23 protein-coding genes are annotated in these 24160 nt (G+C 61.0%); 13 read left to right on the top strand and 10 right to left on the bottom strand.

Annotated elements, in window-relative coordinates:
- Nucleotides 1-33 precede the first annotated feature (33 nt).
- Together H4W29_RS04430 and H4W29_RS04425 are read left to right on the top strand one after the other, a co-directional pair.
- The gene (locus tag H4W29_RS04430) at nt 34-498 is read left to right on the top strand and encodes a DUF1579 domain-containing protein (RefSeq protein WP_192727848.1); all 465 of its coding nucleotides are present in this window, start codon (nt 34-36) and stop codon (nt 496-498) included.
- 115 nt (nt 499-613) lie between these two features.
- Nucleotides 614-1390, top strand: a complete 777-nt coding sequence (locus tag H4W29_RS04425; RefSeq protein ID WP_192727847.1) for a VOC family protein — start codon at nt 614-616, stop codon at nt 1388-1390.
- 158 nt (nt 1391-1548) lie between these two features.
- Here the strand turns inward: H4W29_RS04425 and H4W29_RS04420 are convergent, their stop codons facing one another.
- The gene (locus H4W29_RS04420; RefSeq protein ID WP_192727846.1) at nt 1549-3072 is read right to left on the bottom strand and encodes an ABC-F family ATP-binding cassette domain-containing protein; all 1524 of its coding nucleotides are present in this window, start codon (nt 3070-3072) and stop codon (nt 1549-1551) included.
- Between the two features lie 383 nt (nt 3073-3455).
- On the opposite strand from H4W29_RS04420, the gene H4W29_RS04415 reads away from it, so the two are divergent.
- The 3 genes from H4W29_RS04415 to H4W29_RS04405 all read left to right on the top strand — a co-directional run bounded on the left by H4W29_RS04415 (nt 3456) and on the right by H4W29_RS04405 (nt 4974).
- Nucleotides 3456-3959, top strand: coding sequence for a GNAT family N-acetyltransferase (locus tag H4W29_RS04415; RefSeq protein WP_192727845.1), 504 nt, complete (start codon nt 3456-3458; stop codon nt 3957-3959).
- A gap of 51 nt (nt 3960-4010) precedes the next feature.
- A complete protein-coding gene (locus H4W29_RS04410) occupies nt 4011-4505 on the top strand; it encodes a metal-dependent hydrolase (protein WP_192727844.1) in 495 nt (164 codons plus the stop codon).
- 166 nt (nt 4506-4671) lie between these two features.
- A complete protein-coding gene (locus H4W29_RS04405; RefSeq protein WP_183735631.1) occupies nt 4672-4974 on the top strand; it encodes an alkylphosphonate utilization protein in 303 nt (100 codons plus the stop codon).
- Between the two features lie 95 nt (nt 4975-5069).
- Here H4W29_RS04405 and H4W29_RS04400 read toward each other — a convergent pair whose 3' ends face one another.
- On the bottom strand, nt 5070-6632 hold the full coding sequence (locus tag H4W29_RS04400; RefSeq protein ID WP_192727843.1) for a helicase HerA-like C-terminal domain-containing protein: 1563 nt from the start codon (nt 6630-6632) through the stop codon (nt 5070-5072).
- A gap of 227 nt (nt 6633-6859) precedes the next feature.
- Between H4W29_RS04400 and H4W29_RS04395 the strand changes: the two genes are divergently transcribed.
- The 5 genes from H4W29_RS04395 to H4W29_RS04375 all read left to right on the top strand — a co-directional run bounded on the left by H4W29_RS04395 (nt 6860) and on the right by H4W29_RS04375 (nt 12718).
- Complete coding sequence (locus H4W29_RS04395) at nt 6860-7252, top strand: hypothetical protein (protein ID WP_192727842.1); 393 nt, start codon at nt 6860-6862, stop codon at nt 7250-7252.
- A gap of 81 nt (nt 7253-7333) precedes the next feature.
- Nucleotides 7334-8695 carry a metallophosphoesterase family protein gene (locus tag H4W29_RS04390; protein WP_192727841.1) on the top strand — a complete coding sequence of 454 codons (1362 nt, stop codon included), beginning with the start codon at nt 7334-7336 and terminating at the stop codon, nt 8693-8695.
- A gap of 81 nt (nt 8696-8776) precedes the next feature.
- Entirely contained in the window at nt 8777-9655 is an 879-nt protein-coding gene (locus tag H4W29_RS04385) for a MurR/RpiR family transcriptional regulator (RefSeq protein WP_192727840.1), read from the top strand.
- A gap of 347 nt (nt 9656-10002) precedes the next feature.
- The gene (locus H4W29_RS04380; RefSeq protein ID WP_192727839.1) at nt 10003-12171 is read left to right on the top strand and encodes a TonB-dependent receptor family protein; all 2169 of its coding nucleotides are present in this window, start codon (nt 10003-10005) and stop codon (nt 12169-12171) included.
- 253 nt (nt 12172-12424) lie between these two features.
- On the top strand, nt 12425-12718 hold the full coding sequence (locus H4W29_RS04375; RefSeq protein WP_192727838.1) for a hypothetical protein: 294 nt from the start codon (nt 12425-12427) through the stop codon (nt 12716-12718).
- Nucleotides 12719-12741: 23 nt separating this feature from the next.
- On the opposite strand, the gene zwf is transcribed toward H4W29_RS04375, so the two are convergent.
- The 4 genes from zwf to H4W29_RS04355 form a co-directional block, all read right to left on the bottom strand.
- Nucleotides 12742-14250, bottom strand: a complete 1509-nt coding sequence (gene zwf / locus H4W29_RS04370) for a glucose-6-phosphate dehydrogenase (RefSeq protein ID WP_192727837.1) — start codon at nt 14248-14250, stop codon at nt 12742-12744.
- 188 nt (nt 14251-14438) lie between these two features.
- A complete protein-coding gene (locus tag H4W29_RS04365) occupies nt 14439-15155 on the bottom strand; it encodes a hypothetical protein (RefSeq protein WP_192727836.1) in 717 nt (238 codons plus the stop codon).
- Nucleotides 15156-15373: 218 nt separating this feature from the next.
- Nucleotides 15374-16144 (bottom strand): trans-aconitate 2-methyltransferase, encoded by a 771-nt coding sequence (gene tam / locus H4W29_RS04360; protein ID WP_192727835.1) that lies wholly within the window; start codon nt 16142-16144, stop codon nt 15374-15376.
- A gap of 136 nt (nt 16145-16280) precedes the next feature.
- Nucleotides 16281-16745, bottom strand: coding sequence for a cupin domain-containing protein (locus tag H4W29_RS04355; protein WP_192727834.1), 465 nt, complete (start codon nt 16743-16745; stop codon nt 16281-16283).
- 272 nt (nt 16746-17017) lie between these two features.
- Between H4W29_RS04355 and H4W29_RS04350 the strand changes: the two genes are divergently transcribed.
- Nucleotides 17018-17836 (top strand): sugar phosphate isomerase/epimerase family protein, encoded by an 819-nt coding sequence (locus tag H4W29_RS04350; RefSeq protein ID WP_192727833.1) that lies wholly within the window; start codon nt 17018-17020, stop codon nt 17834-17836.
- 42 nt (nt 17837-17878) lie between these two features.
- Here H4W29_RS04350 and tet read toward each other — a convergent pair whose 3' ends face one another.
- The gene (gene tet, locus H4W29_RS04345) at nt 17879-19057 is read right to left on the bottom strand and encodes a Tet(A)/Tet(B)/Tet(C) family tetracycline efflux MFS transporter (protein ID WP_192727832.1); all 1179 of its coding nucleotides are present in this window, start codon (nt 19055-19057) and stop codon (nt 17879-17881) included.
- 77 nt (nt 19058-19134) lie between these two features.
- Between tet and tetR the strand changes: the two genes are divergently transcribed.
- A complete protein-coding gene (tetR, locus tag H4W29_RS04340; RefSeq protein WP_192727831.1) occupies nt 19135-19746 on the top strand; it encodes a tetracycline resistance transcriptional repressor TetR in 612 nt (203 codons plus the stop codon).
- 3 nt (nt 19747-19749) lie between these two features.
- On the opposite strand, the gene H4W29_RS04335 is transcribed toward tetR, so the two are convergent.
- Together H4W29_RS04335 and H4W29_RS04330 are read right to left on the bottom strand one after the other, a co-directional pair.
- On the bottom strand, nt 19750-20664 hold the full coding sequence (locus H4W29_RS04335; RefSeq protein ID WP_192727830.1) for an adenylate/guanylate cyclase domain-containing protein: 915 nt from the start codon (nt 20662-20664) through the stop codon (nt 19750-19752).
- A gap of 107 nt (nt 20665-20771) precedes the next feature.
- Complete coding sequence (locus tag H4W29_RS04330; RefSeq protein ID WP_192727829.1) at nt 20772-21812, bottom strand: zinc-dependent alcohol dehydrogenase family protein; 1041 nt, start codon at nt 21810-21812, stop codon at nt 20772-20774.
- 251 nt (nt 21813-22063) lie between these two features.
- Here H4W29_RS04330 and H4W29_RS04325 point away from each other — a divergent pair, with 251 nt between their 5' ends.
- A complete protein-coding gene (locus tag H4W29_RS04325) occupies nt 22064-22951 on the top strand; it encodes a branched-chain amino acid aminotransferase (protein WP_192727828.1) in 888 nt (295 codons plus the stop codon).
- An 11-nt stretch (nt 22952-22962) separates the two neighbouring features.
- On the opposite strand, the gene H4W29_RS04320 is transcribed toward H4W29_RS04325, so the two are convergent.
- Nucleotides 22963-24144 carry an adenylate/guanylate cyclase domain-containing protein gene (locus H4W29_RS04320; RefSeq protein ID WP_376776578.1) on the bottom strand — a complete coding sequence of 394 codons (1182 nt, stop codon included), beginning with the start codon at nt 24142-24144 and terminating at the stop codon, nt 22963-22965.
- Nucleotides 24145-24160 lie beyond the last annotated feature (16 nt).

Below are 24160 nucleotides of genomic sequence, written 5' to 3'. Positions count from 1 at the left end.
ACCCAGCCATCCATCATCCGGAGGAGAAGGACGATGAAGACTGCAGAAGTGCTGAAGGAGCATGCTTTCCTGGAGAGAATGGTCGGTCACTGGACCGTTGCCGCTTCGGACATGACCGGCGACAAGCCTTGGCAGGAGAGCGTGCGCTCCCTGCAAGGCATCTGGTTCGTTGCCGAAGGAGCCGGTGAAATGACCGACGGCAAGCAGGCAACGACGATCCTGACCCTCGGCTACGACTCGAGCAAAAGCAAATATGTAGGCAGCTGGATCGGCTCGATGATGGACTACATGTGGACCTATGAGGGCGAGATCGAGCCCTCGGGTAATGTTCTGTCGCTCTATACCAGGGGACCGGCCTTCGAAGGCGACGGCCTTGCCGACTATCGCGAGCAGATCGCCTTCCTCGACGACAACGCCAGAACCTTCACATCGAGCGTCAGGGAAGCCGACGGCACCTGGAAGCAGTTCATGGAAGTCAAATATACCCGCAAGGGCTGAAATCGCCGGGGCATATCGATGAGAGCAATTCCAGCAAAGCCGCGAGAGCGGTTTTGCGCGCGGAATTGCCTGAGAACAAAGCGACAGAACTCAAGCGTGGACCCAGGAGGGCACGATGTCCGATACACATGGCAAATTCATATGGTGTGAACTGATGACGCCCGACCCGGATGCGGCGAAGAAATTCTACGGCTCCGTCATTGGCTGGACTTCATCGCCGATGCCGGCGGAAGACCAGCCACAATATTCGATCTTCGAGGCGAACGGTGTTCCCTCAGTCGGCATGATGCCCTTTCCGGCCGAGCTGGAAGGTCAGGGCATTCCCCCGAACTGGACCGCCTATCTCTGTGTCGATGATGTCGATCAGACGGCAAAAGATTATGAGGCAAATGGCGGCACCGTGCGCCGCCCGCCAGCTGATATCCCAGGTATCGGTCGTTTCGCCGTCGTCGCCGATCCGCAGGGTGCCGTTCTCTGCATCATGACACCGATCCCGCCGGAAACCCCGCGTCCGGAAGTCCCTGTCGGCACACCAGGCCATATCGGCTGGTACGAGCTCTATGCCACCGATGGCGCCAAGGCCTTCGATTTCTATTCCAAGCTCTTCGGCTGGACGAAGGATCAGGACTTCGACATGGGGCCGATGGGCGTCTACCACATCTTCGCCGAGCACGGAAAACAGACCGGCGGCATGATGACCCGCCCGCCGGAAATCAAAATGTCCTTTTGGACCTATTATTTCACTGTGCCGGCGCTCGATGCCGCGATCGACCGCATCAACGCGGGCGGTGGCAAGGTAGTCAACGGCCCGATGGAAGTCCCCGGCTCCTGGGTCTGCCAGGCCATGGACCCGCAGGGCGCGTTTTTCTGTCTGTCGGCTGAGAAGCGGTAGGATTTGCTGGTTACAGGGGGCGAGCAATTCATTTGCAGCCCCTCATCCGTCTGCCAGCACCTTTCCCCGAGGGGAGCAGGGATGTTCCGGACGTTCTCTGCCTTCTTCCCGGCGGGGAGAAGGTGGCGCGAAGGTTCGGATGAGGGCGCGACAGCTGCCTATCCAGCCCCCACACTCGCAAAGAACCCTCCCGGGCTCTCAACCTCCACCAGTCTCTTCCGCTCGATCAGCCAGAAGCGGTTGCCGACTGCCCGTACGAAGCTGCGGTCGTGGGACACCAGCAGGCAGCTCGCCTCATGCGCCATCAACTCGCTTTCCAGCGCCTCCTGCCCTTCGATATCGAGGTGGTTGGTGGGCTCGTCGAGCAGGTAGAAGTTCGGCTGCGTCAGTCTGAGCACCAGCATGCCGAGCCGTGCCTTCTGCCCGCCCGAGAGCAGTTTGACCGGCTTGCCCTGCATCTCGATCGTCATGCCGGCGCCGGCAAGCAGCGAGCGCGCCCGCTGGTCGCCGACATCGAAGCGGCGGATGATCGTCTGCAGCGGCGTATCGGCATCGCTGAGATCGGCAAGCAGCTGGTCGCCATAGCCGAGCACCAGCGAGGGCGTGGCCTTGATGTCGGCCTTTGCCGTTTCCGGTTCTGCGATCGCTGCCCTGAGCATGGAGACGAGCCGCGACTTGCCGGCGCCGTTGAGGCCCAGCAACACGATGCGGTCGCCTTGGCAGATGAACTGCTTTCCCGTGCGGAAGAGCAGCGTACCATCTGGCATCGTGACCTCTGCATCCTCGAGCGTGACGAGGACCTTCGCATGCGTGCCCCTGTTGGCAAGGCGGATCGCGCCTGCCGAACGCTCCAGATGCGCGGGTTTGGCGGTTTCCTCCAACTTCTCGGCGCGCTGCTTCAGCTGCTTTGTCTTGACCACCAGCAGGTCGCTGCCGGAGTTGATGCCGATATTGTTGAGCTTGGCCGCCTGTTTACGCAGCTGCTCGACCGTCTTCATATCCTTCTCGTAGCGTCGCGCGTCGGACGCATCAGCCTCGTCGAGTGCCGCTCTCGCCCGGCTATAGGACAGGGAGAAGACCGGCGATTGCTCCGGCCGCAGGAAGAGCGTTCGGTTGGTCGTCGCATCGAGGAAGGCGCGGTCATGGCTGGAGATGATCACGGGCGTATCGCGTGGCAGTGCGTTCAGCCAGCTTTCCACCTGCGCGATCTTTTCGAGGTCGAGATGGTTGGTCGGTTCGTCGAGCAGCAGCACGTCCGGTTCGTTCACGGAGGTGCGGGCGATCAGTGCCAGCCGTTGCCAGCCGCCGCTGAGCTGTCGGAGCGGCCGTTCGCGCAACTCTTCCGGCACTTCGAGCGATTCCAGCACGACATCCGCACGCCAGCTTTCGCCGTCAGCCTGATCAGGAGGAAGGGCGAGAAGCACGGCATCGCGGAAACTGGCGTCGAGAAGTGCCGGCGGCACGTTCTGCTCCACATGGCCGATGGTGAGCCCGCGCGCCTTGGTGATCTCGCCTTCGGTCGGTTCCAGCTTGCCCGTCACGAGATTGAGCAGGGTAGATTTGCCGCGCCCATTCGCCGCCACGAGGCCAATCCGGTCGCCGGCATTGACGACGAGATTGAGCTTCGAAAACAGCGGCGCGGACAGCACGATGCCGAGATTGCGGATATTGATGAGGGTCATGATCGTATCCTGGTCTTGCCAAGCGATCGCGCATATCCGGGGCTTCCAGCCATCGACGGAAAAGCGCGTTATGCTTGGCGGATGATGAAATGCTTGCAGCTTGAACGGCGGGCATTCAGGTGCAGCAGTGCCACTAGGGGCAGACCAGGAGGAGATTTGCGAGAAACGGTCTCTGGTCAGCCCTGCAAACGCATCTGCAGGGCGTTGACTGGGCCACGCTGGCGATGATGCCGGAAATAGATATTCACGCGCAGCCCTCCTTTCTTTCTCGGTTGCACGAGGGAATACCATTGCTTGCGTCTGGAAACAAGGGATCACGATGGCAGTAAACACGCTCAGATGGTATGAAGGGCCTTCATCATCCGGGATCGGGGGACGTGGGGATGATTTCCGTTTCAAGGGCAGACAGCACAGAGGATTTCGTCATCGCCGCCGGCTTCTGCGAGGCGCTCGGTGCCCTGGATGTGGAGATGGGACGTGATCATGGCGTTCGTGCCGAGATTGTCATGACGCTTTTTCACGGCGAAAATCATGAAAGCCTCGCCCGGAAATACGGCTCCGATGAAGCGATAATGCTCCTCGCACGGTGGGAAGGAGCGCCGGCGGGCTGCATCGCACTCGCGCCATTCGAGACGCATGCCATGGAGATTCATAAATTCTACGTGGACCCCGCTTTTCGCGGCCGGGGCATCGGCAATCTGCTGATGCGAAGGGTATTCGAGGAAGCAAAAAAGACCGGCCGCTCCACTATGCTCGTCAATACCGCTGCCTATCTGAAAAGTGCGCTCTCGCTCTATGAAGCCTTCGGCTTTACCCATTGCCCGCCTTTTCACACCGTGCCGGCTGAAATCAGCCACACCGAAGTCTTCATGTCGCGGCCGCTTTGATCCCGACACAATCGCTTCTTAGCGATGTCAGACATCACGGGGAGGCACCGCATGCTCATCGCGCATCTGCCGACAGGTTATATCCTCGGAACTGCCGCGCGCGCGTCGTCCTCCGCCATGATGGCGACGGCGCTGATCGGCAGCGTCATGCCGGATTTTGACATGATCTATTTCTACGCCTCCGGCGGACGGGTTCATCACCATGCCTATGTCACGCATTGGCCGCTCTTCTGGCTGGTCTCGGCGATCCTTATCCTGCCGCTCCTCAAATGGCTTCGTCCGGCCTGGCTCGCTGCAGGTTGCGTCTTCTTCGCAGCCGCCATGCTGCATATGGTCATGGACACGATCGCGGCACCGCTCTTTTGGTTGGCACCTTTTTCCTTTCGCGAATTCGAGTTGGTTCGAGTCCCCGCAACCCATGCCAGCTGGATCATGAGCTTCCTGCTTCACTGGACATTCCTGCTGGAAATCTCGATTTGCCTTTCGGCGCTCGCACTCTTCCTGATGCGCCGCCGCCGTGCCGAAGCTGATCGATCTGCGGTCTGACCACAGGGAGGATGGCGCGCAGGTCGCGTTACCGCAAAGGCCGGAACACCTGATTGTGACCGGACACATTTCGCCGGCCTGTTTGCCACTATAGTTGCACAACACCCTGTGATCGTTATAAGCGGCCGTCGATGGACTGAGGAAATTCCAGATCGAGGACGAAGTGATGGCAGGCGGTGACGACGAATATGTTTATGACGAGGCGACAGGCGAATGGCGCCCTGCTTCTGAGATGGCTGCAGCCGCGCAGGCTGCGTCCGAGGTTCGCGACGCCTCCGGAAACGTGTTGAAAGACGGCGATTCCGTCACGCTTATCAAAGACCTGAAAGTAAAAGGCGCCAATCAGACACTGAAGCAGGGCACTGTCATCCGCTCGATCCGTCTGACGGATAATCCGGAGGAGATCGACTGCCGTCACGATACGATCAAGGGCCTCGTCCTGCGCACGGAATTTGTCCGTAAGCGCTGATTAAGGCATGTCGCGCGGCGATTTTGCGCGACCTGTGTAAAACAGGGATTTAAAGCGCGGCAAGCGGATCTGAAAGATTGCGCCGCGCTTTGGTCTTAGCGCTTCAGGCTGCCGAGGATGCCGCGCACCAGCGCCCGGCCGACCTGGGTCGCCACCGTGCGCGCAACGCTCTTCATCGCTGCTTCCATGACCGTTTCACGCTGATAGCCGGCGCGGCCTCGAGACTGGCCGCGGGCGGGCTGGTCGTCATCGCTGCCGCCAAAGCCGGGCAGCGTCCAGCCGGACGTGGTGCTGCCTTCCTGTGGCGCCGGGGCCTCTTCCTGCGCCCGCTTGGCGGCTTCGGAATCAGCCGCCTTCTTGGCACGTGCGGCGAGCATTTCGAAAGCGGATTCGCGGTCGACATCCTCGTCATAGACGCCGAGCACGGGGCTATGGTCCATCACCTGCTGGCGCTCGGCGTCACTCACCGGTCCGACGCGGCCGGATGGAGGGCGGATCAGCGTTCGCTCGACGATCGACGGCGCGCCCTTGGCTTCCAGCGTCGAGACCAGCGCCTCGCCGGTGCCGAGAGTGGTGATGACGGTGGCGCAATCGAAGGCGGGGTTCGGGCGGAAGGTGTCGGCGGCCGTCTTCACGGCCTTCTGCTCGCGCGGCGAATAGGCGCGCAGCGCATGCTGCAGGCGGTTGCCGAGCTGGGCGAGCACCGTTTCCGGCACGTCGAGCGGGTTCTGCGTGACGAAATAGACGCCGACGCCCTTGGAACGGATTAGGCGCACGACCTGTTCGACGCGCTCGACCAGCACCTTCGGCGCATCGTTGAAGAGCAGATGCGCTTCGTCGAAGAAGAACACCAGCTTCGGCTTGTCGGGATCGCCGACCTCCGGCAGTTCCTCGAAGAGTTCGGAAAGCAGCCACAGCAGGAAGGTGGCATAAAGGCGGGGGTTCATCATCAGCTTGTCGGCGGCAAGCACCGAGATCTGCCCGTAGCCATTGTTCGACGTGCGCATGATGTCGGAAATCTTCAGCGCGGGCTCGCCGAAGAAATGTTCGGCGCCCTGCTGTTCCAGCACCAGCAGCGCGCGCTGGATGGAACCGACGGAGGCCTTGGAAATCAGCCCGAACTGGTTGGAAAGCTCTGACGCATTCTCACCCATATAGTTGAGCAGCGCCGTGAAATCCTTGAGGTCGAGCAGCGGCAGGCCGGCCTTGTCGGCGATCTTGAAGGCGATGTTGATGACGCCTTCCTGCGGCTCGGAAGCATCCATCAGCCGGGCAAGCAGCAGCGGTCCCATCTCGGCGACCGTCGTGCGCACCCGATGGCCCTTTTCGCCGAAGAGGTCCCAGAAGATGACCGGGAACTGGTCGAATTCATAGTCGGCAAAGCCGATCTGCTCGGCGCGCTTGGTGAGAAAATCCTTCGGCTCGCCTTTGGCGGCGATGCCCGAGAGGTCGCCCTTGATGTCGGCGGCGAAAACCGGCACGCCGGCTTTCGCAAAGCCCTCGGCCAGCACCTGCAGGGTCACCGTCTTGCCGGTACCGGTGGCGCCGGTCACCAGGCCGTGCCGGTTGCCGAACTTGAGGTCGAGATATTCGCCCTTGTTGATGCTGTCATCAGGATTGCGGCTTGCGCCGATGAAAATCTTGCCGTCCTCGAGCATGTAAAAATGTCTCCTCGGTCGATGCCGCAGCTCAGTTCCAGAATATGCGATGATCCTCTTTTCGCACATTCATGCAAATATCGTTTCTCTGTTATAAGCAGGCGACGGGAGACGGACAACTGTCTGCGTTAAAAGGAAAAGCAGGAGCGGAGACCTTGGAAAGCGACGCTTGAGTTGCCGCCTCGATTCGATTACGTTGACGTTAACGTCAAAATAGGAGGCAGACGATGAATGAGATTGTGACTGAAATCGCCAATCGTGTGGGCATTGCGCCTGACCTGGCCGAAAAGGCGCTCGGCATGATGCTCGGCTTCCTGCAGCGCGAGGCGGCCGATGGCCCGGTCGCCGAGATGATCGAGAAGATCCCGGGCGCCACCGAACTCGTCGCCCAGTTCAACGGCGAAGGCGCCGGCGGCGGCGGTCTGCTCGGCGGCCTCATGAGCGCGCTCGGCGGCGGCGGCATCATGGGCCTCGGCCAGCAGCTGATGAGCGAAGGCCTCGGTATGAGCGAAATCACCTCGCTCGCCAAGGAAACCATCGCGATTGCCAAGGAACACGCCGGCGAAGAGGTGGTCGATCAGGTTGTCGCTTCCGTTCCCGGCCTCAGCCAGTTCGTCTGAGGCGTTCCATGATTTCCACAAGCCCCCGGCACTGTCCGGGGGCTTTGTTTTTTGGCATTTTCCCTTTTCTGTGTGTGTTTGATGACCGATGCATCCCCGATCAAAGCCTTGTTGCCCAAATCGGGCGGCCATCAATTCGTGCTCTACGGCGATTCCTGCTCGGGCGTTGCCGGCGCCCCGCACGAGCGAACCTTCGCATCGGTGAATGCTGTCCTGCGCAGGCTTGAGCCCCAGCCGCAGTTCATCCTCTTTCCAGGCGACGAGATCATCGGCCTGACGGCGGATGAGGCATCGCTGCGCGCCCAGTGGCGGCACTGGTTCGACGTCGAGATGGCTTGGCTCGACCGAACGAACATTCCGATGTGGCATACGACCGGCAATCATACGACCTATGACGAGATGAGCGAGGCCGTGTTCCGCGACACGCTAGGCCTCCCGGCAAACGGGCCGGCAGGGCAGGAGGGGCTCGCCTATTGGGTTCGCCGCGGCGATCTGCTCATGGTCTTCGTCCATACGCTCTGGAGCGGTCTCGGCGGCGAAGGTCATGTCGAAACGGAGTGGCTGGAGGCGACGCTGAAGGACCATGCTGATGCTCGCTATAAGCTGGTGCTTGGCCATCATCCGGTCTTTCCGGTCAATGGTTATGCCGGCACCTACCAACGCGAGATCGGCCATGAATATGCTGAGCGCTTCTGGGATATTCTCGTGGAGGCCAATGTCTTGGCCTATTGCTGCAGCCATATCCTGGCTTTCGATGTACAGGCTCACCGCGGTGTGCTGCAGATATGCACGGCAGGCGCCGGCACCGCGCATAGAATGCCCGAGGGCGTCGAATATCTCCATTGCATCCAGGCAACCCTCGATGAGGGCGACAGCCTGCGCTATCAGGTTCTCGATACCGAAGGCGTTGTGCGCGAGCGCCTGCAATGGCCTCCCGTCGTTGCAAGCAAAGATCGATGGAACGGCCTTGCCCATGGCGTGAATGACGCTCTCTGGTCGGGTCCGATGGACGCGGATCGGATCGTTGAATTCCGCCTAAGCGGTCGGATGGCCTCGGGCGCTTGCGCGTCCCAGCAGACGATCTTCTCGGCTTTCGGCGATGAAGGCTTGGCGCCCCTATGGCTCGGCCTGCGCGGCAGGCAGCAGCAGTTGACGCTCATCCTTGGCCGCGATCCCGGGCGCAGCCCCTATTATTTCTTCGGACCTGACCTGCCGCCGGGCAAGGAATTCGATCTCCACATTCTTCTCCATGGCGGCATGGGGCCGGGCGGTGTGCTCTGGCGACGCGATGGCAGAGAGGCCTGGTCGTCCTTCGAGGCGATCGCCTCGTCGGGGCTTCAACGCCTTGTCTGGCCGTCGCGCTGGAGCGTCGGCCACGGCCAGAAAGGTGAGGGCGACCGGCAGTTCATGGGCGAGAGCCTGAGCTTAAGTATTGCAGGTTGAGAAACGCGTGATCGGTTTCTTGTTTCGCTATGCACCAAAGTCGGTTATTCGGCCTTCTGAATATCATCTAGGGAAGGGCGGATGAACGGAATCGATCGATCGTCATCGATACTGAGAGAGCATTTCGAAGAGCACAGGACAAAGCTCAGCCGATCGGAGCTCGCGGTGGCGGAGCATCTGGTGAAGATGCCGATCGACGTGCTGATTTTCCGGAGCGCCGAGGAGATCGCCGCCGAAACCGGCACCAGCGATGCGACGGTCATCAGAACTGCCAAGCGCCTCGGCTTTTCCGGCCTGCCGGAGCTGAAGCGGGTATCGGGCCGCGTCATGGCGCGCACCATTTCTACCAGCGAGCGTCTGGAGCAGCGTTTCCGCGCCACCGGCGACGATCTGGAAAAGGTTGCAACGCAGATGTTTGCGACCGCCCGTGAGGTTCTGACTTCCACGGAGGAGCAGATGGATGGCGCGGTGCTCGCCTCCGCCATCTCAATCGTCGAAGAGGCCGATACGGTCTGGTGTATCGGCATGGGAACGGCAGAGGTCGAGGCGCGCCATTGCGCCATCGCGCTCAGTCGCGCCGGCGTGCGCACCCGCTGTTCCAGCGCCTCGGGCTTTACGCTCGCCAATGAGCTGATCGATCTGCGTCCCGCCGATGTCATCGTCATGTTTCACGCCGTGCGCGAGACGGCCGAATTCAAGCTCATCGTCCGGCAGCTCGGGGATATCGGCTGCAAGGTCATTCTGGTCTGCGGCGTGCAGTTGCGTGCTAAATATGCCGACAAGGTCTCGGCCATTTTGACCTGCATTGGTTCGCCCTCGAAGCTTGCAAGCTGGAGCATCGGCGCCATCGTTATCGCCGATCTCCTTGCCTATGGCGTAGCGGTCCGCAACCAGCAGCAGGCGACGGATGCCAAGAAGCGCCTTGCAGACCTGCGCGATCAGGCGCTCGGCAACGACTGACCTTCGCGACGATCTCTTTGCAATTCCACCCGCATGAAAATAAACATGAGAAATCCAGTTATGTTTATTGAAATACAAACTACAATATTGTAGTCACCACGACATGGCGCCGTGCCGCAGCGGCGCTGACTGTCGGGGTTTTTGCATGACGCGCCTGTTTCATCGCAGCAAGACGGCTGAAGTCCGTTCCTTCTCCCATAAGACCGTGCCCAGACGCCGATACCGGCATAGCGGCTGACATCGTCAGATAATCGTTCAACAAAAACAGTCTCTTGCACCGGAATGCCCAGGCATTTCCGGCAAGGTCCCCTATTGCCCTGACTTCTCGAACGCCTACGGAAAACCCCATGATTGCCCCCAAATTCCAAGGAAAGCAGCTCGTTCTCACCGTCGCCCTTCTGGCGTCCGCCACATCGGCGCTGGCGCAGGAGGCCGCTAACGGCCCCGTCACTCAGCTCGAAACGATCAAGATCACCGGCAACTGGCTGGAAGAGCCGAACGAGGAAAAGGTATTGAAACATCCGGGTGCCCGCACGATCCTCGATCGTGAACAGTTTGAAGAGCGAGGTGCGCAGGATATCCGCGATGCGCTGAACCAGATCCCCGGCGTCCAGGTGCAGGAAGCCAACGGCACCGGCGGCAGCGATGTGTCGCTGAATCTCGGCGTGCGCGGCCTGACCTCGCGCCTGTCGCCACGCTCCACCGTATTGATGGACGGCATCCCGCTCGCCTATGCGCCCTATGGCCAGCCGCAGCTTTCGCTCTTTCCATTGACGCTCGGAAATGTCGAAACGATCGACGTCGTGCGAGGGGCCGGCTCCGTACGCTACGGACCGCAGAATGTCGGCGGCATCATCAATTTCGTCACCCGTCCGATCCCGGAGGATTTCACCGCGCGCTTCTCCTCGGGCGCGGAGATCGCCGGCAATAACGGCCACGTCAAGGCGACACCGAATTTCCTGATCGGTGGCACCAATGATGACGGCCTTGGTGCGGCCGTTCTCTATTCCGGCATCCATGGCGAGGGCTATCGCGACGCCAACGACCGCACCGATATCGATGATATCATCGCCAAGGGCGCTTACGAGTTTTCGGATACGGACAAGCTCGGCATCCAGTTCCACCACTACGAGGGCGAGGGCAAGATGCCCGGCGGCCTGACAAGCGCCGAATATGATGCCGATCCCTACCAGTCCACACGCCGCTATGACGATTTCAGCGGCCGCCGCAACGATATCTCGCTGCGTTACCAGCATGATGACGGCGACAACAATTTCGAAGTGCTGACCTACTACGTGGATTCCTTCCGCGGCAGCCATGTGGAACAGCAGGGCACAGGCGCCAGCGCCGGCCTCTATCGCCTGACGTCTGCCCCGCGCAGCTACAGCTATTTCGGTATCGAGCCGCGCTATTCCCGCCTGTTCGAGCTCGGCGGCATCACCCAGGAGGTGACCGTCGGCTATCGGTATCTCTGGGAAGAAAGCTCGGAAGTCGCGTCCCGCACGGCTTTCTACAACAGAGCCTCGGGCATCGATCCGACCACGCGTAGCTCGCCGACCTACCAGACGAGCGATGGCGGCACGATAGCCCATGCTTTCTACATCGACGACAAGATCGAGATCGGCGACTGGACCATCACACCGGGCATTCGGTACGAGATGATCAGCACGCACAACGATGTCGTGAATTTCGGCACCAGTGGTGCGGTCACTAGCTCGCTCTCTCCCTCGGTCGAGGCGAACGAAGCCCTGCCGACATTGTCGGCTTCCTACCGGCTCACCAATGAGCTGACCGTCTTCGGCAATGTCGGCGTCTCCTTCGGCCCACAGCAGTACAGCCAGCTCGCATCCACCACGGATGGCCTGCATCCCGAGAAGGCGACGACCTACGAAATCGGCCTGCATTATGAGGGCGATACCTGGAATGCTGAGCTGACTGCCTTCAATATCGACTTCGACAAGGAACTCTATCTCGGTCGCACCATCGTCGGCGAAGGCATCTGGACCGATCTCGGCGCCACCCGCCACCGCGGCATCGAATCCGCCATCAACTACGATATCGGCGATGTCGTGCCCGCACTCGACGGCCTGTCGCTGTCGGCAAGCTACACCTACACCGAGGCGACTTATGAAGCCGGCGCCTTCGAAGGCCGCGACCTGCCGTTCTATTCGCGTCAGGTCGCCTCGCTCGGCGCGCGCTACCGCTACGATGACTGGATCCTCAATGCCGACCTGCAGGCCCAGTCAAAGCAGCATTCGCCGGGATCTGCCGATGCCGGCGCGACCTATGTGACGGACGAGGACGCGACGGGCCGTCTCGGCGATATTCCAGGCTACGGCACCCTCAACCTGCGCGTCGCCTATCAGCCGGAAGACAAGAAGAATGCCCCGCAATTTGCCTTCGGCGTGAAGAACCTGTTCGACAAGGAGTATTTCACGCGCTCGACGGACAATAATGGCGGCAAGTTCGTGGGTCAGCCGCGCACATTCTTCGTCAACGCATCGATCGCCTTTTAAAGCATGTCACGCAAAAGTGTGCAGCGGTTTTGTGGTAACGACATGCGAAAACAAGAGCCTAAAGCGTGGCAAACGAATCCTGGAGATCGCGACACGCTTTAAGGGCCTGATCAATCCATCCGCCGGATGGAAATCCGCACTGACCTTTCCTAGATAAAGAGGTGCCGTATTTTTTCACCGACGGCCGGGATCAGCTGGGACGATGGATACCCAAATCCCGTTTCATATCGGCCAGATAAGAAGGAATATGATCATGCGTATGGTCATTGCAGCAGCCTCGATCATTCTCCTCGGTTTCGCCGCCCCGGCCTTCTCCCAGGCCCTCGGTGATATGGACTATTCCGGCCGCTTTGGCGGCATGCCGCCCGGCACGGTGCCGGACGCGGAATCAAGTAATGCTTTTTCGATTCCGCTCGATCCCGTCGAGAGCGACAATATAACCGTCGTCATTCCGTCCGACCGGACGGCTTGCCCGCGGCCTGGCACGCGCGCCTATCGCACGGCCGAGCGTGACGGCACGCTGGCTACCGCCTGCCGCCAACGGTAAGTTAAATTCCAGTGCAGGAACGGTTATTTGCCGTTCTTGTGCAGGATCACGCCAAGCTCATGCCACTCACGCCCGTCTCGCTGGATAAGCTCGTCGGCGCAGGCCGGTCCCATGCTGCCGGGTGCGTAAGGGTCCGGCACGCTCTGATCTTTCGCCCATTCGTCCAGAAAGGGCTGCACCGCCGCCCAGCCGGCCTCAATGCCGTCGGCGCGCTGGAACAGCGTCTGGTCGCCGATGAAGAGGTCGTAGAGTAGAGATTCATAGCCGGTCGTCTTGCCGATATCGAATTTGTCGGCATAGCGGAAATCCAGCGAGACCGGCACGGTGTCGACGGATTGTCCTGGCGACTTGATGGAAATCTCCATGCTCATGCCCTCATCGGGCTGCACCTGGATGACGAGCCTGTTCGGCGGCAGGCGGCGGTTGACCTCCGTTTCGCGAAACTGCGCGAAGGGAACCGGCTGGAAGGTGATGACGATCTCCGTATCGCGTGCCGTCATCGCCTTGCCGGTGCGCAGATAGAAGGGAACGCCAGCCCAGCGCCACGTATCGGCATAGAGCTTCAGCGCCACATAGGTCTCGGTCTTGCTGGTGGGCGAGATATCCTTCGTATCGCGATAGGCGGGCAAGTCGGTGCCATTCAGCGGACCGGCCGTGTAAGCCCCGCGCACGCCGTTCGCCTTGGCTTCCTCTGGTGTATAGATGCGCAGAGCCTTCAGCACCTTGCTCTTCTCGTTGCGGATCGCCTCGGCGTCGAAACTGTTCGGCGGCTCCATGGCGATCATTGCCAGAAGCTGGAAGAGATGGTTGGGGATCATGTCGCGCAGCGCGCCGGTCGCATCATAGAACTTCCCGCGCGTGCCGACATCGACGATCTCCGAGGCGGTGATCTGCACGTGGTCGATATAGCGATTGTTCCACAGCGACTCGATCATCATGTTGGCGAAACGCGCCGTCATCAGGTTCTGCACCGTTTCCTTGCCGAGGAAATGGTCGAGCCGGTAGACTTGGCTTTCCTCCACGCGGGCGAGGATGCGCTCGTTCAAAGCGCGGGCCGAGGCGAGATCGGTGCCGAAGGGCTTCTCGATCGCAATACGACGGAAGCAACCGCCGCTTTCGTCCATCAGTCCGAGATCGGCAAGTTTCTCGACGATTGGCCCGAAGAAGCTTGGCGGCACGGCGAGATAAAAGGCCGCATTGCAGGTCTTGCCAAGCCGCTTGCCGATTTCGAGGAAGATATCGTCCTTGGTGAAATCGCCCTGCAGATAGGAGATGCGCGATCGCAGGCTCTCCCAGGCTTCATCCTTCGCGCTCGCCTCCTCGCCTTCGAGATGGGCGAGAAAAGCATCCAGCCGCTGGCGCAGGAATTCGTCGTCGCCGGGCTCGATGCCGACGCCGAGGATGTTCAGGTCCTGGCCGACGAGGCGGCTGCGGGTGAGATTGATGATGGCAGGAACCAGCAGTCGCCGTGTCAGGTCGCCGGTGGCGCCGAAGATGACGAGAGTGACGGGCGGGGTGGGGTGAGCGTCCATGCGTGTCATCTCCAGCTTAATTCTCCCGGCCGAATATAAAGCGCTTCCGCTTTACCGCAAGAGAACCTGCAGCCCAATGATAACAAGCATTTGACAGGGTGATCTGAACGCGGCGCAATATCCTGAAAACAGTTCCGGGGCCGAAGCCCCGGAGACGATGCCGATGAAATCTGTTTCGCCAGAGCAGCTTAGCTGGTCTTGGCGTTGTCCGTGTTGTTGTCCGTTGCCGGCTTCTGGGTAGTGGACGTATTATCCGTCGTCGTGTCCGTCTTAGTGCCGGTCTGTGTGGCCGGCTTTGTGTCGGTCTTCACCGGCCAGGTGATGTAGTAATTCTGTGTGCCGACCTGTCCGAAATAGACTTCGTTGCCGGTGCCCTTTTCGATGAAGCTGCCGTTTTCGCTTCTAACCAGGCGTCCGTGCGAATCGCGCTGCAGATGGTCGCGCAGGAAGTCATTCCAGTCTTCAGTCTTGATCGCCGTGCCCTTCTTCTGGTCGACATCGGCTTCCTTGGGATCGGTCACGTCCCAGGCCTTGATCGAAACGCCCCGGGTCGGGTCGGTGACCGTCAGCTGGCCCTTCTTGAAAGCGGCAAGCATGGCGGCTTCCTGGCTGCCTTCGCCCTTGGCGTCTGCCGCAGCCGTCATGTTCTGGCGCAGCAGCGCCATGAAGGAGGCAGTGGTGATATCGGTGCTGGCGGTGGTGTTGCCGGAGGTATCCGTCGATCCGGCCTTGCCGGCATTGATCTTGTCGAGCATGACCGACAGCGCCGAGCGCGTCTGCGAGGGAAGGCTGGAATAGTCGTGATCGGTCGTGCTGCTGGAGCTGCTCTCCGAAGAGCCGCCCTTGATCGTCTGCAACGCAATCTGCGCCGTCATAAGCCTCATGTTGGAAACGGAAGAAACCATCTGAAAATCTCTTTGTCGGGCCTCGCACTGGTGGCGCAAAGGCGTTTAAAGAATAGCGATCGACGCTGGCGGCGTCGCGAAAGCACGTCTGGATTGAGAAATCCCAGGACGAACCGCTACACTTCAAACTTTGCGTGTGGCTTGCGAATGGCGGACAAAATTTCGCCGGCAGCGATCACGCGGACTGCTGCCGGCGTCATAGAAATCAGAATTTCCGGTCAGGCCTTCACGGCCACCATGAACAAGCGCGGGAACTTGAGCAGCACCTTGCCGTCAGCAGCCTTCGGATAGACGCGGTCTATACGCTCGAGATAGTCGGCCAGAAACGCCTCGCGATGTTCTTCGCCGGCATGGTCGAGATAGGGGCGCAGGCCCGTTCCCTTGACCCATTCGACGATCGCCGCGGCATTGTCCATCGGGTGATTGTAGATCGTGTGCCAGATGTCGACGCGGGAGGATTTGGCGATCAGCCGGCTGTAATAGGTCGATGGCGGCGGAAGCACATTGCGCCGCACGTTTTTCTGCTCGAAGGCGGCCTTCCACGGACCGGCATGGGCCGTTTCCTCCATCGTCAGATGGCTCGGCTCGCCGAGATTGTCGGGCATCTGCACGGCAAGCACGCCGCCCGGCGCCAGCCCGTCCATCAGCCGGTCGAAAATATCGAGATGGTTGGGCAGCCACTGGAACACTGCATTGGCAAAGAGCAGGTCCGCCGGCTCCGAGGGCTGCCAGGTCGAAAGGTTGGCCTCTACGAAAGCCGTGCCCGGCAGGCGCTTGCGGGCCGCCTCCAGCATGTTCAGGTCGCTGTCGAGACCCGACACATTTTGCGCGCCATAGCGGTCAATGATCAGCTCTGTCGAATTGCCTGGTCCACAGCCGAGATCGACCGCGTGGCGCAACTCCGTCAGCGGTACCTGCGCCAGCAGGTCACGCGCCGGGCGGGTGCGTTCATCCTCGAATTTCACATATTGGCTGGCTGACCACGCCATCGTCTTTCTCCTGATATCAGGCCACGTCCTCGACGCGGCGGATGCGAAACTTGTCGATGTTGCGGGGAACTCGCCGGCGATCGCCTCCAGAATGTCCGTTGGTGCCGCCAGGCCGACCAAAGCGCGATATCCGCGATCAGGCAGCCAGGATCGTGATCCCATGCGCGTTTGCTGCCGCCCGCATGCGTGCCACCGTTTCCGGTGATGGGCTGCCTTGCGGCTGTTCAGTAACGCCCTCGGTCTCGATAAATTCGGCCATGTCGCGGTCGACGATGGCAGAAAAGACCACCGGGACGGTTCCGTTGTTGGAATAGCCGTGCACCATGAAGGGTGCGATGGTGACGATGTCGCCGGCGCCGGCTTCGATCTCTTCCGGTCCAGTATCGGTCAGCCGCCAGATCGTCAGCGTACCCTCGATGATCCGGAAGACTTCCGGGCTCGCATGCGCGTGACGCGGTGTGTGGCCGCCGGGCTCAACGGTCACGTCGAAGATGTTGAGCCAGTTGCCTGTCAGGCGAGCCCGTCGCTCGACCTTGTCGCCCAGCACGAAGAAGCTTTTCGCCTCCGTCCGGGCATCTGTTTTCACAAATGAGTTGGACATGATGTCTCTTTCTTGTTCTTGCGGGGCGGTCCGATAGACCTTCGCGGCCCTTTTGGCAACCGCCGCAAAATCGGGGCAGGGCGGAAAGTATGCGGCTTTCGCGCGCTTTCAGGCTCTGAAGCCGACGGCGATCATATCGGTATGGCTTCACCGCTTCGCAAGTGCGACAGGTTGGCCACTGCCATTACTGTAATATCTGCGACATAGAAGAGGTGCATAGAACCCGCCGATCCTTCCCTGCCAATCCGGCATACCATCAGCGGAGCAACCCCATGTCTTCTCTTCCCGTCGTCGGCGCTGCCATGACGATCGACGAACTCGAAAACCATCGTGACTGGCTCTTTGAAAAGTCCCGCGATCTCGAACTGCAGAGCTTCATCGATGCAGATGTTCTGAATGGTGATTGGACCCTGCGTGCCAATCGCGCCAGGAAGCTGCTCGACGGCTACAAGGGCCGCGTCGGTATTCATGGCCCGTTCTGGGGCTTCATCATTGCCTCACAGGATCCGGATATCCGCGCGGTCGTCTCCCGCCGCATGCTGCAGGGCCTCGATGTCTGCGCCGCGATCGGCGGCACGCATATGGTCGTCCACAGCCCCTATACGACCTGGAGCTACAACAACCTCGACAATAACGAGGGCGAACGCGAAAAGATCGTTGAATACTGCCATCAGACGATGCGCGATGCGGTGAAGCGTGCCGAGGAAATCGGCTGCACCCTCGTCATCGAGAATATCGAAGACAAGGACCCGCATATCCGCGTGGCACTGGCTGAAAGCTTCAACTCGCCGGCCGTCTCCGTCTCCATCGACACCGGCCATGCACACTACGCCCACGGCTCCACCGGCGCCCCGCCGGTCGATTATTACGTCCGTGCCGCCGGCAGCCGCCTAGGCCACGTGCACCTGCAGGATGCCGATGGCTATGCCGACCGCCACTGGGCGCTCGGCGAAGGCACTGTCAACTGGCGTGCGGTTTTCGCAGCGCTTGCCAAGGTCGAAAGCAATCCGCGTCTGATTATCGAGATCAAGGACAAGTCGAAGATCATCGCTTCGGCCGAATACCTGGCTTCGATCGGCGTCGCCCAATAACCGAAGCAGACGGCGGGATGATCATCCCGCCGTCGCTCGCTTTCAGGCCGTGGCATCTTTCGGCCGGCGCGTGAAGGCAACCGGCAGGCAGAGCACGTAGAAACCCGCGCCAAGGACCCAGACAAGCCCGGGGAAAATATCGCGCGAAGCGAAGTAGATCGTGCTGATCGCCAGTGGCCCGACGATCGAGGCGAGGCTCGTCATGCTCGCAAGCAGCCCCTGCGCACGCCCCTGATGATCGCTGTCGACACGCCCTGTCACCAGAGACTGCAGGGCCGGAGCCCCGATGCCGCCGAGGCAGAAGAGCGGCATCAGCAGGAAGGCCATCCAGCCCTGTGTCACCAGCGCGATGATGATATAGGCTGCGCTGTCGGCGATGATGCCGATCAGGAGTGTCCGGTGCTCGCCCCATCGCTCGCTGATCGGTCCGGCGATGAAGGCCTGCACGACAGCATGGAAGAAGCCGAAAGCGGCGAGCGAGAGGCCGACCATCATCGGCGGCCAGGAAAATTTGTCCTGACCATAGAGAACCCAGATTGTGCCGCCGACCTCGCCGACAAGCGCAAGGATGAAATAGGCGCCGGCAAGAGGCAGCAGCAACCGGTAGCCCAGCAGCCAGCGGAAATGCGCCAGCGGCGAAAACTCTTGGCTCTCGGCTTCCGCACCGGTCCTGTGCGTCTCCGGCAGAAGGAAGAGGGCCATCAGCAGGTTGGCTGCATTGAGCCCGGCAGCGGCGATGAAGGGCAGTCGCACGGAGAATTCGCCAAGCACGCCGCCAATCGCCGGCCCGGCAATGAAGCCGATGCCGAAGCAGGCGCTCAACTGGCCGAAGCGACGCGTGCGCTCGGCATCTTCGGTAATGTCGGTCACGCAGGCGGCAGCGACCGCATTGCTGGCACCGGTAATGCCGGCGATCGCCCTGCCGATGAAGAGCAGCCAAAGCGACGGCGCAAGGGCCATGAACACATAGTCGACCGCCGCACCGGCTAGCGACAGCATCAGCACCGGCTTGCGGCCGAAGCGATCCGACAGCGAGCCGAGCACCGGCGAGAAGATGAACTGCATCAGTGCATAGAGCGCCAGAAAGGCGCCGAACCGCCAGCCGAGATTGTCGGTATGGCCGACATCCTCCAGCAGCCGCGGAAAGATCGGCAGGGTGAGGCCAATCCCAGCGGCATCGAGGATCACGGTGGCATAGATGACGGTGAGCGCTTTTTTCATGGGATCATCGGAAAATTTATCACTGATAAGCTCCTTATCGCTGATAAATTGAAATGGCAACAGGGAATGGGAACAGGATGAAGGTGGACCGGGCGCAGATCGTCGATGAAGCGCTGAAGCTCTTGAACGAGGTGGGCATCGATGCGCTCTCCACGCGGCTGCTCGCCGATCGGCTGAATGTGCGCCAGCCCGCGCTTTACTGGCATTTCAAGAGCAAGCGGGCGCTCATAGAAGCCATGGCCGAGGAGATCATGACGCGCGGCCACACCCACGACTGGCCGGTCGTGCCTGAGAACTGGCGGGACTTCGTGCTCGAAAACACCCGTGATTTCCGTCGCACGCTCCTGAGCTATCGCGATGGCGGCCGCGTGCATGCCGGCACGGAAACCAGTCCGCAGGATCTTCCCAATGTCGAAGCCCATATCGCAGTCCTTGTCGGAGCAGGCATGGAAGCGGAATTCGCCATGGAGTTACTCGTCGCCATCGCCCGCTACACCGTCGGCTGTGTCATCGAGGAGCAGGCCGAGCCGCCGCCGGAGCGGGAAAAGCTCGATGCTGCAGCCGCCGATTTCCCGCTGACGCACCGGGCGATCACGCATTATCGCAATTGCGGTCACGAGGCCTTCTTCGAGGCCGGCCTGCGGATGATGATCGACGGCGCCGCCCTTCGGTTGTCGCGGGACACCTAAGTCTCAGTCGCGCATCGCCCAGCGAATGCCGGCGGCGACCGAAAGCCCCAGCAGTGGCCATATTGCCCAGAATGTCCCGTGCCATGTCAGCATGTTGATAGCGACGATGCCGACCCCGATGACGGCAAACGCGGCGACGCGCTGATCGAACCGGTCCTGCCTCCGTACCCATATCATTGCCGTCACGAAGGCGAAGGCAAGCATCGGCCAGACGGCCCAGAACTCGCCTTCCCAAGTGACGATGTTGATGAAGATGAGCACTGCGCCGATAAGAGCGAGAATGCCGCCGAGCTTACGCAGCCTGCCGCGCGGGCGCAGCGCCGGGACCGGTCTTGGTGCTGGGATTTCGACGGGCCGTTCGGGAGCGGCTGCCGGCTTCCGCGGTTCCGCGCTGATATCGCCGATGCGCACGGCATAGCTCGGCACGGCATCGGCAACGTTCTTCATCTCCAATGCCCCCAGAAAGTCGAACCCGACAGCCACCTTGTTTCGCACTTGGTCATAGACCGTGTTCGAGATCACGATCCCGCCGGCCGGCGCGGATGCCTGCAGGCGGGCAGCGATATTGACGCCATCGCCATAGATATCCTCGCCTTCGACGATGACGTCGCCGAGATTGATGCCGATGCGGAAGAGCATGCGCCCATCCGTGGGCCGCGCTGCATTCTTGCCTGCTAGCTCGTTCTGCACGTCGATCGCCGCCCGCACCGCTTCGACAACGCTCGGGAAATCGGCCAGCAATCCGTCGCCCCAGGTATTGACCACGCGTCCGCCATGCGAGGCGATGAGGCGAGACATGGCATCGCGATAATGCTTGAGCATGGCGAGCGTGCCTTCCTCATCCGCGCCCATCAAGCGCGTATAATCCTGCACGTCGGCTGCAAAGATCGTCGTCAGCTTGCGTTGTGTCTCGCTCATGAAATCCCCCATCGCCGCGGGCATACTGCTGGCTTCGTCAACCTATAGGTGGGATCGCAATCTTGCTTCTGGTAGTCCGCACTGGTGCGAACAGCCGTCCCACATTTCTAGAACTGCGTAATCACGCTGATGCCCGTGCCTTCGGCCTTGTCGAGCGTCATCAGTGCCGGCACTGCCTCTTCAAGGCTGATGCGTTTGCCGATCAGTTTCTGCGGCGCGATCTTGCCGGCGGCGAGCATGGAAAGCATCGCGTCGTAGCGCCATGCCTGCATGCCGTGGCTGCCGTAGATTTCCAGCTCATGGCCGATCACCTGGGCCATCGGGATCTGCGGCGTCGAATGCTCGCCGAGCATCAGCCCTACCTGCACATGCCGGCCGCGCCGGCGCAGGTTCTTGATCGAATTGAAGCAGGTGACAGGGTGCCCGAGCGCATCGATGGAAACATGCGCGCCACCCTTAGTGATCTCGCGCACCGCCTCCGCCACGTCGGCGACCGCGGAAGCATTGATCATGGCGACCGCCCCGCATTCGCGCGCAAAGGCAAGCTTCTCCTCGGAAATATCGACAGCGATGGCGTTGGCTCCAAGTGCCGTCGCGATCATGATCGCCGAGAGCCCCACGCCGCCGCAGCCATGTACGGCGATCCATTCGCCGGGGCCGGTGCGTGCCTGGTCGGCGACGGCGCGAAAAGAGGTGGCGAAGCGGCAGCCAAGGCTTGCCGCCGTCGCATCGTCCACACTTTCAGGCAGGTGCACGAGATTGGTATCGGCATAGTCGATGCCGACATATTCCGCGAAGGAGCCCCAATGGGTGAAGCCCGGCTGAAACTGGTTGGGGCAGACCTGCTGGTTGCCGGAATGGCATTCGCTGCAATGGCCGCAGCCGGAAACGAAGGGCACCGTCACCCGGTCGCCGACCTTGAAGCGCACGACGCCCTTGCCGGTTGCGACGATCTTGCCGGCAAGCTCGTGGCCCGGCACATGCGGCAGACGGATATCCGGATCATGGCCCATCCAGCCGTGCCAGTCGCTGCGGCAGAGCCCAGTCGCTCCGACCTTGATGACCACACCGTCTTCCGAAGGCGTCGGGTCCGGCACGGTGCGGATCTCAGGCGCCTGTTCGAAGGCTTCGTAATACATGGCTTTCATCTGACTTCTCCTCGAACAGCACAGGCGTATCGTCATCCATGATGGCATGCGGCGAGGGTTTTCATCCAGTCGCCTTTCCATCATTTTCCCTTATGCACCCATCGTTTTAGCACCATGACACGCGCATCAATATTTCAATCGTAATGCGGTCTCCGGCATTTTCTTGCTTCGATGTTTCAACCGTCAATTTACGCTTGACCACCCCCGAAAGGGAGGATTTTGCTTTGCTGACTTCATAAGGAGAGCCGCAGATGCCCGTCGATACGTCACCGCGCACGACCACCTGGACCTATGTGGACGGAGAGTGGATTGCCGGCAACCCGCCGCTGATCGGGCCAACCTCTCACGCCATGTGGCTGGGTTCTACTGTCTTCGACGGCGCCCGCTGGTTCGATGGCATTGCGCCGGATCTCGACCTTCATTGCCAGCGTATCAACCGTTCCGCCGTTGCCATGGGCCTGAAGCCGGTGAAGACTGCTGAAGAGATCGAGGCGCTTGCCTGGGATGGCGTGAAGAAATTCGACGGCAAGACGCCGATCTATATCAAGCCGATGTATTGGGGCGAGCATGGTTCGCCGGGCAGTGTCGTGGCCGTTGATGGCGAATCCACCCGCTTCGCGCTCTGCTTGTTCGAAGCGGCGATGGGCGGCCATGGCGGCTCTTCGCTGACCGTCTCGCCCTACCGCCGCCCCACGCCGGAAACCGCGATGACCGATGCCAAGGCAGGCGCGCTCTATCCGAACAGCGGCCGGGCGATTGCCGAAGCGAGAAGCCGCGGCTTCGATAATGCGCTGATGCGTGACATGAACGGCAATGTGGTCGAAACCGCTTCCTCGAACGTCTTCATGGTCAGGGACGGCGTCGTCTTCACGCCGATTGCCAACCGTACCTTCCTCGCCGGCATCACGCGGTTCCGCGTCCTCGGCCTGCTGCGCAAGGCGGGCTTCGACGTGCGCGAGGCCACTCTTTCTGTCGAGGATTTCATGGGTGCCGACGAGATTTTCACGTCCGGCAACTATTCGAAGGTCGTCGGTGTCAACAGGCTTGACGGCCGCAATTTCCAGGAAGGCCCGGTTACCCGCAAGGCGCTGGAACTCTATATGAACTGGGCTTACGGGCGCGGCGGGAATGAGGAGTAGTGCGACGCTGCCTAGCGTCTCACTGCATAAAGCTCTACCCCATCCGTGAAGCCTTTTAATCTGTGGCTTCCCGCCGACACGGCGTACTCAGGGCGCACCTCATTGAAAAAGTCCTGCGACATCAGCAGGGCTTCCCCAAGCTCGCTGCACACGCCCTGAATACGGCTGACGAGATTCACGTCTCCGCCGATCAGCGTGAAATCCAGCCGCCGGCCTGAGCCGATATTGCCGTAGCTGACCTCGCCATGATGCAGCGCGATGCCGGCCTTGGCGCCGATCCCATCGTAGTTGAACCCATCGAGCGCTTCGAGGATCGCCCGCGCCGCCGTAAGCGCGGCATTGCAGGTTCGGGCTGCATCGTAGCCGGGGAAGAAGGCGAGCACTGCATCGCCCATGAATTTCAGCACTTCGCCGCCTTCGCGCGTGATTGCCGGAATGACGTGGTCGAAATAGGCGTTCAGCAGGCCGAGCACGGTTTCGCCCGGCACCCGGTTGGAGAGTTCGGTAAAGCCGCGCAGGTCGCAAAGCAGGAGGGCGGCCTGCATGGATTCGATCTCGCCCTGGCGGATCTGGCCTGCAAGGATGCGGCTTGCCGTCATCGGACCGATATAGGTGTCGAGCAGGCTGAGTTCGACCTGCCGCAGGATGCGGAGTTCGCTGGTATTGCGTAGCGCCGGCACGATACGTTCGATCACTTGCATCTCCGAAGCGGTGAAGCCGCCCGGCCGTTTGGTGCCGAAGATGGCCGCGCTGACCGGACCGTCGGCATTGCAGAGCGGGGCAAGCATCAGTTGCACGAGCTCGCGCCCGGCGAAGATGTCGAGATGCTGCCAACGGCCATGCGGGCTTTTGCCCGGCCCTGCGATCAGCATCTCGCGTGTTTCGAAAACTCTGTGCAGCGGCGTGTTGGCAATGGCGAGCCGTGCGCCATGCTCACGGTCATGAATCTCCACCGGTTCGCCTGGCGCCCAGGCGATGGTGCGCCCGATGAATTCCGGGTGCAACGTCATGAGATGAAGCGTCAGCCGGTCGACGGGAACGCCGAGCGCCCGCAGGCGGCGGCCGAGACCGGAGACGAGGCCCGGCTCATCGAGAGCGTGACATTCGTCGCCGGTCAGCCATTCGATGAGGTCGAGCGCGGCAGTCGTGTTGCGGCTGCCGGCCGATGCCTTGGTTTCAACGGCATATTCGATGTCGAGCAGATTGTTC

Origin of the sequence: Rhizobium viscosum (genome assembly GCF_014873945.1) — a bacterium.
GTDB lineage: Bacteria > Pseudomonadota > Alphaproteobacteria > Rhizobiales > Rhizobiaceae > Rhizobium > Rhizobium viscosum.
Note: the sequence above shows the minus strand (reverse complement) of the source record. Positions and strands in the feature narration are given on the sequence as shown.